Raw genomic sequence first — 12540 nt, 5'->3', positions numbered from 1 at the left:
GGCCGTCACAGGGAGACGGGCCGCTCGCGGGCTTTCTTCCGAGGGTAGTGCAAATGGCGAGGCCCTGCCGGGGGGCGCAGCAGATCGCCCAGATCCGACAGACTCCTAGTCTCCGCCGGAAAACCCGAGCTGGCGCCAAGCCTCGTAGACGACCACGGCGACTGCGTTGGAGAGATTCAGGCTGCGGCTGCCGGGCTGCATGGGCAGGCGCAAGCGCTGCCCGGGAGGCAGGGCTTCGAGCACCGAGTGGGGAAGACCGCGGGTCTCGGGGCCAAACAACAGGGCATCGCCAGCGCGGAAGGCCGGCGCATCATAGCGGGCGTGGCCGCGCGTGGTGATGGCGAAGACCCGGTCGGGCCGCACCGATTCCCGCCACTGTTCGAGGCTGTCATACTCTTGCACCCGGGCCAGCTCGTGATAATCGAGCCCGGCGCGGCGCGCCCGCGCACTGTCCAGCTCGAAGCCGAGCGGATGGATCAGGTGCAGCGCAGCGCCGGTATTGGCTGCCAGACGAATGATGTTGCCGGTGTTCGGCGGGATCTCCGGTTGAAAGAGGACGATGTGAAGCATGAGTGATTCGCGCACCGATCCGCGGCTGGCCCTGGAGTTCTGCGGGCTGCATTTGAACACGCCGCTGGTGCTGCTGTCCGGCTGCGTCGGCTTCGGCGAGGAGTACACCCGCGTGGCCGGCTTCTCCAATCGCGACGCCGGTGCGATCTGCCTGAAGGGCACCACCGGCCAGGCCCGTCTGGGCAACGCGCCGCACCGGGTCTACGAGACCCCGGACGGCATGCTCAACGCCATCGGCCTGCAGAACCCGGGCGTGGACCACGTGGTGGACCACACCCTGCCGCAGCTGGACTTCGAGGAGACCCGCTTCTTTGCCAATGTCTCCGGCTCCACCATCGAGGAGTACATCGAGGTCACCCGCCGCTTCGACGACTCGCCCATCGACGCCATCGAGATCAACATCTCCTGCCCCAATGTAAAGGAAGGCGGCGTCGCCTTCGGCAACGACCCGGACATGTCCGCGCGCGTGGTCGAGGCCTGCCGCAAGGTCACCTCCAAGCCGCTGATCACCAAGCTTTCGCCCAACCAGACCGACATCGCCGAAAACGCCCGCCGCTGCATCGAGGCCGGCACCGATGCTTTTGCGGTGATCAACACGCTGATGGGCATGGCGGTGGACGTCGAGAACCGGCGCGCAGTGATTGGCAACAACCAGGGCGGACTCTCGGGGCCCGCGATCAAGCCGATCGCGCTGCTGAAGGTCCAGCAGGTCTATCAGGTGGCCGCGCCCCACAACGTGCCGATCATCGGACAGGGCGGCGTGATGAACGCCACCGACGCGCTGGAATTCCTGATCGCCGGGGCCAGCACCGTCGGCGTGGGCACCGGGCTGTTCTACGACCCGCTGTGCCTGCCCAGGATCCTCCACGGCATCAGCGACTACATGGACCGCCACGGCTACACCCACGTACGCGACCTGACCGGCACCCTGCAACTCAACGGCGCCGTCTCCGCCTGCGCCCCGCCCGCCCCGCAGGACCCCACCACCTGAAGGCCTGTTTCACCACGAAGCACACGAAGGCACGAAGAACGGCCAGGTCAAAAGCGATAGAGCATTAACAGGAAGATGGGAAGGACGGAAGAATGCGGGAATGGTGCCCCGGGACTGATCAACCCGCCGGGCAGGCCCCAGGACACGGGCCAGCGGCCTTTACCCAAAAACCCTTCCCATCTTCCCTTCTTCCTGTGAACCGCTTTTGACCTGGCCGTTCTTCGTGCCTTCGTGGGCTTCGTGGTGAAATCAGCCTAGTCGTCGTCGAGGCCGAGTTCGTGGATCTTGCGGGTGAGGGTGTTGCGCCCCCAGCCGAGCAGGGCCGCCGCCTGCTGGCGGTGGCCGCCGGTGGCGTTCAGGGCCTCGCGGATCACCGTGCGCTCCAGTTGCGGCAGCACCGAACCCAGCAGGTCCTGGTCTCCACGCTGCCAGTGCTGGCGGGCCACCTGGGCCAGTTCGGCCGTCCAGTCCCGCGGGCCGGCGACCACGCCGGCCGGACCACCGTCCGGCTCGGCCCGGGTCTCGGCGGGCTGGTGCAGCTCGGCCGGGAGGTCGTCCAGGTGGACCTCGCGGCCCGACGCCATCACGGTCAGCCAGCGGCAGGTGTTCTCCAGCTGACGCACGTTGCCCGGCCAGGGCAGGCGCTGCAGCTCCGCCACCACCTCGGGGCGCATGGTCTTGGCTTCGACCCCCAGTTCCTGCGCCACCTCGGCCATGAAATGCTGCACCAGCAGCGGGATGTCCTCCGGGCGCTCGCGCAGGGACGGCACATGGATCCGGATCACGTTCAGACGGTGGAACAGATCCTCGCGGAACAGCCCCGCGCGCACGCGTTCCTCTAGGTCCTGGTGGGTCGCGGCGATGATGCGCACGTCCACCCGGATCGGCGTATGGCCACCCACGCGGTAGAAGGTGCCATCGGACAGCACGCGCAGCAGTCGGGTCTGCAGGTCGAACGGCATGTCGCCGATCTCGTCGAGGAACAACGTGCCGCCATCGGCCTGTTCGAAACGGCCCTTGCGGCTCTGGTTGGCGCCAGTAAACGCACCACGTTCGTGGCCGAAGAGTTCACTCTCCAGCAGATCCTTGGGGATGGCCGCGGTATTCAGGGCAATCAGCGGCTGATCGGCGCGCGGGCTGTGCTGGTGCAGGGCACGGGCGACCAGTTCCTTGCCGGTGCCCGACTCCCCGTTGATCAGCACGGTGATGTTGCTGCGCGACAGGCGGCCGATGGCGCGGAACATCTCCTGCATCGCCGGGGCCTCGCCGATGATCGGGGTCTCCTCGATCTCGGGGCCAGCGGTGCCGTTGTCCTGCCCGGCGCGCCGCGCCTCCAGTGCCCGCTGCACCAGGGCCACGGCCTCGTCCACATCGAACGGCTTGGGCAGGTACTCGAAGGCCCCGGTCTGGTAGGCGCCCACGGCGCTCTCCAGATCGGAGAAGGCTGTCATGATGATCACCGGCGGCGGATCGGGGCGCGTCTGCATGCGCGCGAGGAAGTCCAGGCCATTCAGTCCCGGCATGCGGATATCGGCGACGATGGTGTCCGGCACCGGGTCCCGGTCGAGCGCCGCCCAGGCGGCGTCCGCGGTCTCGAAGCCGCGCACCGCGATCGCGTGACGCTGGAGGGCGCGTTCCAGCACCCAGCGAATCGAGTCGTCGTCGTCAATAATCCAGACAGTGGGCTCCATCACTTCCTGGCCTCCCGGGCCTTCGGGGGTTCAAGGGGCAGCAGGATGTCGAACGTGGTCGCCCCCGGGCGCGAATGGCATTCGATCAGACCGTCGTGCAGCTGGACCAGGCTCTGGGCAATGGGCAACCCGAGCCCGGTCCCGGCGGCGCGGCCGGTCACCATGGGGAAGAAGATGCGTTCGCGGATCTCCTCCGGGATACCGGGCCCGTTGTCGCGCACGCTCAGCTTGGCGACCAGGCGGTGGCGATGGCCGGAGATGGTGTACTGGCGCAGGATGCGCGAGCTCAGGGTGATCTCGCCCCCGTCCTCCAGCGCATGCACCGCGTTCTGCACCAGATTCAGGATCGCCTGCACCAGCATGTCGCGATCGGCCTGCACGTCCGGGATGCTGGGGTCATAGTCGCCGCGGATCTTCAGACCCAGCGGCAGCTGCACACTGACCAGGCCCCGCACGTGCTCCAGCACCTCGTGCAGGTTGACGGGCTCGCGTCGCGGCAGGTTGTTCGGCCCCAGCATGCGATCAACCAGGCTGCGCAGCCGGTCGGCCTCGCGAATGATGATCTGGGTGTATTCCTTCAGGCCCGAGTCGTCCAGCTCGCTGGCAAGCAATTGCGCCGCCCCCCGTAGCCCCCCTAGCGGGTTCTTGATCTCGTGGGCCAGCCCCCGGGTCACCGCGCGGGTGATCGCCTGCTGCTTCTGCAACTGCTCCTCGCGGCTGATGCGCTCGTGGCGATCGATCGCATTCAGCTCGAACAGCAACTGCCCCGGCTTGTCGCCCTCGCCATGGAGCGGGGTGATGACCACGTCGGCGAGGAAACTTTCGGCCCGCAGCGGCTCCATCTGGCGCGCGCGCAGGGTGATCGGCTGATCCAGCGTCAGCGCCGAGCGCAGGCGGCTGGACAGATTCCGGTCCAGCTTGAGCCACTGGCCCAGACCATGCCCGACGATGCGTTCGCGACTGAGACCGAGCAGCACCTCGGCGGCGCTGTTCATGCTCAGCAGGCAAAGCTCGGCATCGGTCACCAGCACGGCCGTGGAGAGGTCGTCCCACCAGGGCGGGGTGGCCGGGCCGGAATTGGAAGCGGGCGTGGTCATCAAGAGGCCTCAAGCAGGAATCGCGCCAAGCGGGAATCGCCCGGCGGGGCGCCGAAGCCGGGGGCACGGTCACAAAACGCAGCCGAATCGCCACCCCCCAGAACCCAAAACGCCCCATGATGGTGCAATCATAGCACCATCATGGGGCGTTGTGTGCACTATTGAAGTGCAGAGATCGAAGTTGTCAATTCGGAGCCGGCGTCACCGGCCAGGGAGACGCTGATTGAATCGCGCGTTCGCGCTCGAGTCGCTTTTGCGTGCGAACAAGGCGCGGTGACTGCCGTGCAGTCACTCTGCACAAGGGAACCGCAACGCCGCTCCCACGCAAAAGCGGCCGAGCCCCTTCTTTCAATAGCTTGCGGGGTTGGTGCCCCCTGTTCCCCGATCCTGCGTTGCGCCGCTTGCGGGTAGAACCACTACCCGCTGCACGACGCGCCTTGTCTCGGAAAACAGGGGGCACCAACGCGGACGTGCGATTCAATCAGCGTCTCCCTAGGGCGCCCTGGGTGCCTGCGGGGCCCTGGGCGCCTGCGGCGCACCCCCGGGCGGGAATTGCTGCGGCCGCTGCTGCTGTTGCTGCTCGCGCGGAATGGCCATCCGCAGCACGTTGAACTCGATGGTCGCGCTCGCCCCCAGCTCCTCGCCGGATGCGTCCACGATCCGGGCCTGCAGCGTATGCTCGCCGCGGTTCAGCCCCTCGAAGGTCGCCGTGGGCGACTGACTCTCGCCCGCCTCCGCGCCGTTCAGCACCCAGATCACGCGATGGCCCGCGTCGGCATCCAGCGCTGGCTCGAGATCCAGCTCGGCGCTCACATTGCCGTCGTTCGCGCGCACCCCCGAACCGTCCTCCGGACGGGCAATTGCGACCCGCGTGTACACACCCTCCGCCTCCGGCTGACCGCGGGGCCGCACGGGCCGTTCGAGAATCTCCCGCGCACCTTCCAGCGGGACCGCGCGCATGGGCTCGCGCACGTCCACGGGCTCGCTGGCGCGCCCCTCGGGCGGGCGGTCGCCAAAATGGACATTGCCCTGATCGTCGGTCCAGCGGTAGACGTCGGCACTCGCAAGCGCCGGGGCGAGAAGGACAGCCAGCGACAAGGCCAGCCAGAGCGTGGTTCGGAACATGGGTCTTCCTCCTTGGGCGGGATGGCGCGGCACCACCACCCTGCCTCCCGTGTACGTTCGGACCACCACAAGCCCGGAAGCTCCCGCGCCACCGGCACGGGCCAGCCGGGATCAGGCGGCCGCGCGAACCCAGACGCCCTGCAGCCGCGCCGCATCGGCCTGCAGGGTCGCGAGGCGATCCCGCTCGGCCGCCGCGGCCGTTCCCGACTCCAGCGCGGACAGCCAGTCATCCAGCGCAGCCAGGCGGAGCATCGTGGGCGCCGCCCCGCGTTCGATTGCAGTCAGTGGCCGCCGGGCATTGAACCCGGCCAGCACGGCCCGGTACCGATCGGCATCCGGCTGTCCGGAGGCGTCCACGGCGAGCGCCAGGGCGATGCGCGCGAGCTGCCAGAAGGCCGGTACCGGCGCGGGCGGGATCACCAGATCGGCAAGACCGGCACCTTCCGGGTAGATGCGCACGGACTGCCAGTAGCTTCCCGCCAGCGGCAGGTCCTCGAAACGGTAGAGCCCCTGGTGGTGCAGCTCGGCGTCCAGGATCGCCCGGGACTCGGCATCCAGCGTGGACGCCATCGCATCGGCGCGCTCGCGCATCTGCTGCTGCAGCACCCCGCGCCGGTAGCCCTCGCCGCCGGGCAAGGCCCCGGCCGTGTGACGCCCCTGCCAGTCGGCGGCGCGCTCGCCCAGGGCCTCCAGACTGCCGGGCCCCTCGGCCGCAACCGCGCCCTGCGGCGCCTGACCGCGCTCCAGCACCAGCAGGACCTCACCAGAATCGGGATCCGCACCCCGGCCGATCACGCGACCGCAGCCGCCAGGTACCTCGCCGAGCGCGGATTCGAGCGCCGGGGCCACGGCGGCTGCCAGGCGCAGACACTGCACCGGCCGGCCATCCAGTTCGAGGCCGCTCGGGCCATGGGTCAGGGCCAGGCCGGTCGAATCGGCGCAGGCCCGGGTCTCGGATTCGTTCTCTACCATCGGAAAATCACCCAGGAGGGGGGTACGAAATTGGGATCCAGCTCGTTGCGACGACCGTCCAGCGTGCCGTCGCCCGTGGTGTCGATCAGGTAGTAGGTCGGGCCCACGGCGGGCGTGACCTCGACCATCACCAGCTCGCCACCCATGCGGTATTCGCGCCGGGTCTCGCCGTCGCGCTCGATGATGATGATGTCGGCGTCCTCGAGCGAGCGCTGTTCGCGGGCGCGTTCATCCAGCACCGGGGGCGGCGGATCCGCGCCCTCTTCAAGCTCCGGCGGCGGCGGGGCATCCCCCCACTCGCGGTCTTCCTGCGCCAGCGCCGTGCCGGAAACCAGCAGCAGGGCCGCCAGCAGCGACAGGGGCAGGCTCGCACGCATCGAGGTCATCATCACAGTTCCATCAGTCGTTTCTTTTCTTCCGCGGACGGCTCGAAGCTGCGCGCCTCGTAGTACTCGAAGATCACGTCCACCACGTCTTCCGGTGAATCTACCAGCGAGTATAGCTGGAGGTCTTCCTCGTCAATGGTGCCCTGCTCCACGAGCGTATCCCGGAACCAGTCGAGCAGGCCCTTCCAGAATTCGCTGCCCACCAGCACGACCGGGATGCGCCGGGTTTTGCCGGTCTGCACCAGGGTCAGGATCTCCGCCAGTTCGTCCAGCGTCCCGAAGCCCCCGGGCAGCACCACGTAGGCCGAGGCGTACTTGACGAACATCACCTTGCGCGAAAAGAAGTGACGAAACCCCAGGCCCACGTCCTGGTAATCGTTCGCACTCTGCTCGTGCGGCAACTGGATATTCAGGCCGATGCTCGGCGAGCGCCCGGCGAACGCCCCCTTGTTGGCCGCCTCCATGATGCCCGGACCGCCGCCGCTGACCACCGCGAAACCGGCGTCCGAGAGCTGCCGCGCGGTTGCCTCGCCCAGCTGGTAGTAGCGATGCTCCGGCGGGAAGCGGGCGGAGCCGAAGATGCTCACCGAGGGCTTGATATGCGCCAGGCGTTCGAAGCCCTCCACGAACTCCGCCATGATCTGGAAGATCTTCCAGCTCTCGCGGGTCAGGGCGGAGTCATCGATCGGGCGCAGGCCCGGGTGTTCGGCACGTTCGCGGTTGTTCATGCAGCGGGTTCCCAAGGGTGAAGGCTTCAGCGTACCGGCGCCCCCGGGCGCGCACAAATGGTCGCGGCCCGGGCCGGGCCTGTAGAATGGCGCGCGTTCCCTGTCCGGATTCCACCTTCATGTCGCAAGCGCCTCTTGTCCTGGTCGACGGCTCGTCGTACCTGTTCCGCGCCTTCCATGCGCTGCCGCCGCTGACCGCGCCGGATGGCGCCCCGACCGGGGCGATGATTGGTGTGGCCAACATGCTGCGCAAGCTGCGCGCGGACTACGGCCCGGAACACATGGCGGTGGTGTTCGACGCCAAGGGCAAGACCTTCCGCGACGACATCTATCCGGAATACAAGGCCACCCGCCCGCCGATGCCGGACGAGCTGGCCGCCCAGATCGAACCGTTGCACGAACTGGTGCGGGCGATGGGCCTGCCGCTTTTGTGCGTCGAGGGCGTGGAGGCCGACGACGTGATCGCGACCCTGGCCGACCAGGCCGCCGCAGCCGGGCACGACGTGGTGATCTCCACCGGCGACAAGGATCTCGCGCAACTGGTGAATGACCGCATCACGCTGGTCAACACCATGAGCGGGGTCACGCTGGACCCCGAGGGCGTGCAGGAGAAATTCGGCGTGGCCCCGGAGCAGATCGTCGACTACCTCGCGCTGATGGGCGACAGCGTCGACAACATCCCGGGCGTGGACAAGGTCGGCCCCAAGACCGCGGCCAAGTGGATCGCGAAGTACGGCGATCTCGACACCATTCTGGAACAGGCCGACGGCATCGGCGGCAAGATCGGCGAGAACCTGCGCGCCGCGGCCGAGCGCCTGCCCACCTCGCGCGAACTGATCACGGTCAAGCGCGATGTCGAGCTGGACGTCGGCCCCAACGACCTCAACATCCGCGAGCCGGACCACGAGCGCCTGCTGGAGATGGTGCGCCGCTATGGCTTTACCCGCTGGCGCGCGGAGCTGGAGGGCGGCGAGGACGAGGCCGCTAGCGGCAATCCGGGCTCGCCGCTGGCGAAGGCCGACTACCGCACGTTGCGCGAGGAGGTCGAACTGGCCGAGCTGCTGGAGCGCCTGGACAAGGCCGAGCGCGTCGCCTTCGACACCGAGACGACGAGCCTGGACGCGATGCGCGCCGAGATCGTCGGCATGTCCTTCGCCTTCGAGCCAGGCACCGCCTACTACCTGCCGCTGGCCCACACCGGGCCGGATGCCGACCCGCAGCTGCCGCGCACGGAGACCCTCGAGCGCCTGAAGCCGTGGCTGGAGTCGGAGCGCCACGGCAAGCTGGGCCATCACCTGAAGTACGACCGCAACGTGCTGGGCAATCACGGCATCACCCTGCGCGGCATTGTCGACGACACCCTGCTGGAGTCGTTCTGCCTGGACGCCGGGGCCAACCGCCACGACCTCGACTCCCTGGCCGAGCGCCACCTGGACTACCAGACCACGCACTACGAGGACGTGGCCGGCAAGGGCGCGAAGCAGATCCCGTTCGCCGAGGTGGATATCGGCATCGCCACCGATTACGCCGGCGAGGATGCCGACATCTGCCTTCAGCTGGATGCGGTGTTCCAGCCGCGCCTGCAAGAGGCGGAAGGCCCCGCGTTCGTCTACCGCGAGATCGAGATGCCGCTGGTCCCGGTGCTGGCGGATATCGAACGCGTGGGCGTAAAGGTGGACCCGGATCTGCTCGGCGAGCAGAGCCAGGAGCTGCTGGCCGAGATGGAGCGCATCGAGCGCGAGGCCTTCGAGGAGGCCGGCGGCGAGTTCAACCTCGGCTCGCCCAAGCAGATCCAGGAGATCCTGTTCGAGCGCCTGGGCCTGCCGGTGCTGCGGCGCACGCCCAAGGGCCAGCCCTCCACCGCCGAGGACGTGCTGGAGCAGATGGCGGACGACTACGCCCTGCCGCGCCTGATCCTCGAGCACCGCGGCCTGTCCAAGCTGCGCAGCACCTACACCGAGACCCTGCCCCGGCGCATCCACCCGGAGACCGGACGGGTGCACACCTCCTACCACCAGGCGGGGGCAGCCACCGGGCGGCTGTCGTCCTCGGAGCCGAACCTGCAGAACATCCCGGTGCGCACCGAGGCCGGCCGGCGCATCCGCCGCGCATTCATCGCGGATGAGGGCCACCAGTTGCTGGCGGCGGACTACTCGCAGATCGAGCTGCGCATCATGGCCCACCTGTCGCAGGACGCGGGCCTGCTGAAGGCCTTCGGCGAGGGCCAGGACATCCACCGCGCGACCGCCGCCGAGGTCTTCGGGGCGGACCCGGAGCAGGTCTCCGGCGAGCAGCGCCGCGCGGCCAAGGCGATCAACTTCGGCCTGATCTACGGCATGTCCGCCTGGGGGCTGGCGCGCAACCTCGGCATCGAGCAGGGCGAGGCGCGCGAGTACATCGACCGCTACTTCAATCGCTATCCCGGCGTGCACGACTACATGGAACGCGCGCGCGCCTCCGGGCGCGAGAACGGCTATGTCGAGACCCTGTTCGGCCGCCGCCTGTACCTGCCGGAGATCAACAGCCGCAACGGGGCGCGACGCCAGCAGTCCGAGCGTGTCGCCATCAACGCCCCGATGCAGGGTACCGCCGCCGACATCATCAAGCGCGCGATGGTACGGGTCGCCGATGACCTCGCCTCGGCGAAAATCGAGGCACGCATGATCATGCAGGTCCACGACGAACTGGTGTTCGAGGTGGCCGATGCGGCCGTGGAGGACCTGACCACGCTCGTGCGCCAGGCCATGAGCGGGGCCGCCGAGCTCGACGTGGAGCTGGTGGTAGATGTCGGCACCGGCGCCAACTGGGACGACGCACACTAGATGTCGGATTCACTGGCCAAGGGGTTCAACCGGCTCGCCCCATGGCTGGTCGCGGTCCTGTTGCTGGCGACCGCCTGGGTGCTGGCCGAACGCTACCTGGACACCGGCGGTTCCGGCGGGATCACCATCGTCCAGCCGGAGGACTGCGACCTGAACGCGGGGCCCTGCAGCGCCGACCATCCGGCGGGCGGTACGCTGGCCCTGGCGATCACGCCACGCCCCGTGCCGATGCTGCAACCACTTGAGCTGACCCTGGAGCTGGACCCGGCGGCCCGGGGCAACCTCGGCGAACCCGAGGCCCTGGAGCTGGATCTGGCCGGGGTGGAGATGTACATGGGCTTCCAGCGCCCGCGGCTGGAACATACCGGCGACGGGCGCTACGTCGGCGAGACGACACTGCCTATCTGCACCACCGAGGCCATGACCTGGGCCGCCACCGTGATGCCCGCGGGCGATGCGGATGCAGCCCGGGTCCAGTTTCGTTTTGTCACCCGTCGCAGCCACAGCGACAACCCCTGAGGAGAACCGACATGCAGCGTATCCCGCTGAGCAGCCTGCTCTGGGCGCTGGCCGTGCTGGCGGCTGGCGCCCTGCTCGTCTTCGTGATGCTCCGCCCGGCACCACCCCCCGTGTCCCAGGGGGCCGACCACGAACGCCTGCCGGTGGCCGATGCGGTATCCGGCGGGCCGATCGAACTGCCCGTTTCCACCACGGGCGAGCGGTTCCGGCTGGCGGACCTGGAAGGGCAATACGTCTGGGTCTACTTCGGCTACACCGCCTGCCCGGATGCCTGCCCGACCAGCCTGGGCTGGATCAGCGCCGCGCTGGACCGCCTGCCGCCCGAGCTGGAGGGCGAGGTCGCGGCGGTACTGGTAAGCGTCGACCCGGAACGTGATGACCGCGAGCGCCTGGAGACCTATGTGGGGCACTTCCACCCGGCCATCCAGGCGGCGACCGGGTCCCACGAAGAGCTGCAGCCGATCACGGAACGCTACGGCGTATTCTACGAACGCACCGAGATCGACTCGGCCATGGGCTACGTGGTCGATCACAGCTCGTCCACCTACCTGGTCGGCCCGGAAGGCGACTTGCTGCAGATCTACCCGCACGGGACACCCGCCGCCGAACTGGTGGAGGGCCTGCGAACCCATGCGGAGGCCACCGGGACAGCCAACTGAGCCACACCCCGGACGGCAACGATGGATTCTGTGAAAAAATTCGCAATCGAGAGGCACGCGGCAGGAACTTTGCCCGCGCAGTGCTTTCTCACTTACTGAGCGCTCTAGCCCAGCGCGGCCCGCTTCTCTCCCTGAGCGGGCAATAGGCCTCTCTCCCCCCTGTAGAGGCCGAAATTAGCCCCGGTCCCACCCCAAGGCCGGGGCTTCTTTTTGTCTGCGTTTCGTGTATCCGCTCGACCGTCGGGCAGAGACGGGCCTCAGCCGGTCGCGGGAGCCGACTCCGGATCATGCTCGGCCAGCCAGCCACCCAGCAGGCCGCGCAGGTCATCGACACCCTGGTTCTTCAGCGAGGAGAAGGTCTGCAACGTCGCCTCGACGCCCATGGCCTCCAGCTCACCATGCGCCTTGCGCAACTGGCGGTCGGCCTCCTGGCGCGAGAGTTTGTCCGCCTTGGTCAGCAGGCAGTGCAAGCGGCAGCGCTCCAGAGGCACCCAGTCCAGTAGCTGGCGATCCAGCTCGGTCAGCGGCCGGCGGATGTCCATGATCAGGACCAGACCGATCAGGCACTGGCGTTTTTGCAGGTAGCCACCAAGGAGCTGGTCCCATTCCGCGCGCTTGCCGGCCGAGACCTTCGCGTAGCCGTAGCCCGGCAGGTCGACCAGCCGCCAGTGCTCGGCCGGCGGCAGACGGAAAAGATTGATCTCCTGTGTGCGCCCCGGGGTACGGCCGACCCGCGCGAGCGCCTTGCGTCCACACAAGGCGTTCAGGGCGCTGGACTTGCCGGCGTTGGAGCGCCCGGCAAAGGCGATCTCGACGCCGGTGTCGGCCGGGAGCTGGGCAATCTGCGCCACGCCACGCAGGAAGTCGGTTTCGCGAAATCGGGGTTCCATGGGGCGAGAGAGCGTCCTAGGGAAACACTGATGAATGTACACGCTCGCGCTCGAGTCGCTTTTGCGTGCGAACAAGGCGCGGTGAGTGAA

At 68.3% G+C, this 12540-nt stretch carries 12 protein-coding genes; 4 read left to right on the top strand and 8 right to left on the bottom strand.

The genetic code is table 11. The annotated features are described in order from the left end of the window. Positions 1 to 105: 105 nt before the first annotated feature. Complete coding sequence (locus F614_RS0104800; RefSeq protein ID WP_018867714.1) at positions 106 to 570, bottom strand: tRNA (cytidine(34)-2'-O)-methyltransferase; 465 nt, start codon at positions 568 to 570, stop codon at positions 106 to 108. Here F614_RS0104800 and F614_RS0104795 point away from each other — a divergent pair. After that, on the top strand, positions 569 to 1561 hold the full coding sequence (locus tag F614_RS0104795) for a dihydroorotate dehydrogenase (RefSeq protein ID WP_018877183.1): 993 nt from the start codon (positions 569 to 571) through the stop codon (positions 1559 to 1561). The two genes, F614_RS0104800 and F614_RS0104795, sit on opposite strands and share 2 nt — an antisense overlap. 254 nt (positions 1562 to 1815) lie before the next feature. On the opposite strand, the gene ntrC is transcribed toward F614_RS0104795, so the two are convergent. The 6 genes from ntrC to F614_RS0104765 form a co-directional block, all read right to left on the bottom strand. After that, complete coding sequence (gene ntrC, locus F614_RS0104790; RefSeq protein ID WP_018877182.1) at positions 1816 to 3252, bottom strand: nitrogen regulation protein NR(I); 1437 nt, start codon at positions 3250 to 3252, stop codon at positions 1816 to 1818. Continuing rightward, positions 3252 to 4349: a nitrogen regulation protein NR(II) gene (gene glnL / locus F614_RS0104785; protein WP_018867711.1), complete on the bottom strand. Its 1098-nt coding sequence runs from the start codon at positions 4347 to 4349 to the stop codon at positions 3252 to 3254. Before glnL ends, ntrC begins: the two co-directional genes overlap by 1 nt. A gap of 492 nt (positions 4350 to 4841) precedes the next feature. After that, entirely contained in the window at positions 4842 to 5474 is a 633-nt protein-coding gene (locus F614_RS0104780; RefSeq protein WP_019558386.1) for a DUF4124 domain-containing protein, read from the bottom strand. Positions 5475 to 5585: 111 nt separating this feature from the next. Beyond that, on the bottom strand, positions 5586 to 6446 hold the full coding sequence (locus tag F614_RS0104775) for a hypothetical protein (protein ID WP_019558385.1): 861 nt from the start codon (positions 6444 to 6446) through the stop codon (positions 5586 to 5588). Then, the gene (locus F614_RS0104770) at positions 6440 to 6835 is read right to left on the bottom strand and encodes a DUF2782 domain-containing protein (protein ID WP_018875917.1); all 396 of its coding nucleotides are present in this window, start codon (positions 6833 to 6835) and stop codon (positions 6440 to 6442) included. Before F614_RS0104770 ends, F614_RS0104775 begins: the two co-directional genes overlap by 7 nt. Then, positions 6835 to 7560 carry a TIGR00730 family Rossman fold protein gene (locus F614_RS0104765; RefSeq protein ID WP_018867707.1) on the bottom strand — a complete coding sequence of 242 codons (726 nt, stop codon included), beginning with the start codon at positions 7558 to 7560 and terminating at the stop codon, positions 6835 to 6837. The genes F614_RS0104770 and F614_RS0104765 overlap by 1 nt, the downstream gene beginning before the upstream one ends. A 119-nt stretch (positions 7561 to 7679) precedes the next feature. Here F614_RS0104765 and polA point away from each other — a divergent pair, with 119 nt between their 5' ends. From polA to F614_RS0104750, 3 genes are read left to right on the top strand one after another with little or no spacing between them, the layout of a single operon-like run. Continuing rightward, complete coding sequence (gene polA, locus F614_RS0104760) at positions 7680 to 10382, top strand: DNA polymerase I (RefSeq protein ID WP_019558384.1); 2703 nt, start codon at positions 7680 to 7682, stop codon at positions 10380 to 10382. Continuing rightward, on the top strand, positions 10383 to 10901 hold the full coding sequence (locus F614_RS0104755) for a hypothetical protein (RefSeq protein ID WP_018867705.1): 519 nt from the start codon (positions 10383 to 10385) through the stop codon (positions 10899 to 10901). 11 nt (positions 10902 to 10912) lie between these two features. Next, positions 10913 to 11560, top strand: a complete 648-nt coding sequence (locus F614_RS0104750; protein ID WP_018867704.1) for an SCO family protein — start codon at positions 10913 to 10915, stop codon at positions 11558 to 11560. Between the two features lie 257 nt (positions 11561 to 11817). Here the strand turns inward: F614_RS0104750 and yihA are convergent, their stop codons facing one another. Further along, the gene (gene yihA, locus F614_RS0104745; RefSeq protein ID WP_018867703.1) at positions 11818 to 12450 is read right to left on the bottom strand and encodes a ribosome biogenesis GTP-binding protein YihA/YsxC; all 633 of its coding nucleotides are present in this window, start codon (positions 12448 to 12450) and stop codon (positions 11818 to 11820) included. Positions 12451 to 12540 lie beyond the last annotated feature (90 nt).

The organism is Thioalkalivibrio sp. ALE12, from assembly GCF_000381105.1.
Lineage (GTDB): Bacteria > Pseudomonadota > Gammaproteobacteria > Ectothiorhodospirales > Ectothiorhodospiraceae > Thioalkalivibrio.
Note: the sequence above shows the minus strand (reverse complement) of the source record. Positions and strands in the feature narration are given on the sequence as shown.

What these genes read in the sequence shown, in the direction of transcription:
- F614_RS0104755 (WP_018867705.1), top strand. Translation starts at nt 10,383, where the DNA reads ATGTCGGATTCACTGGCCAAGGGGTTCAACCGGCTCGCCCCATGGCTG.
- yihA (WP_018867703.1), bottom strand. Translation starts at nt 12,450, where the DNA reads ATGGAACCCCGATTTCGCGAAACCGACTTCCTGCGTGGCGTGGCGCAG.
- F614_RS0104770 (WP_018875917.1), bottom strand. Translation starts at nt 6,835, where the DNA reads ATGATGACCTCGATGCGTGCGAGCCTGCCCCTGTCGCTGCTGGCGGCC.
- F614_RS0104800 (WP_018867714.1), bottom strand. Translation starts at nt 570, where the DNA reads ATGCTTCACATCGTCCTCTTTCAACCGGAGATCCCGCCGAACACCGGC.
- F614_RS0104750 (WP_018867704.1), top strand. Translation starts at nt 10,913, where the DNA reads ATGCAGCGTATCCCGCTGAGCAGCCTGCTCTGGGCGCTGGCCGTGCTG.
- F614_RS0104765 (WP_018867707.1), bottom strand. Translation starts at nt 7,560, where the DNA reads ATGAACAACCGCGAACGTGCCGAACACCCGGGCCTGCGCCCGATCGAT.
- ntrC (WP_018877182.1), bottom strand. Translation starts at nt 3,252, where the DNA reads ATGGAGCCCACTGTCTGGATTATTGACGACGACGACTCGATTCGCTGG.
- polA (WP_019558384.1), top strand. Translation starts at nt 7,680, where the DNA reads ATGTCGCAAGCGCCTCTTGTCCTGGTCGACGGCTCGTCGTACCTGTTC.
- glnL (WP_018867711.1), bottom strand. Translation starts at nt 4,349, where the DNA reads ATGACCACGCCCGCTTCCAATTCCGGCCCGGCCACCCCGCCCTGGTGG.
- F614_RS0104795 (WP_018877183.1), top strand. Translation starts at nt 569, where the DNA reads ATGAGTGATTCGCGCACCGATCCGCGGCTGGCCCTGGAGTTCTGCGGG.
- F614_RS0104780 (WP_019558386.1), bottom strand. Translation starts at nt 5,474, where the DNA reads ATGTTCCGAACCACGCTCTGGCTGGCCTTGTCGCTGGCTGTCCTTCTC.
- F614_RS0104775 (WP_019558385.1), bottom strand. Translation starts at nt 6,446, where the DNA reads ATGGTAGAGAACGAATCCGAGACCCGGGCCTGCGCCGATTCGACCGGC.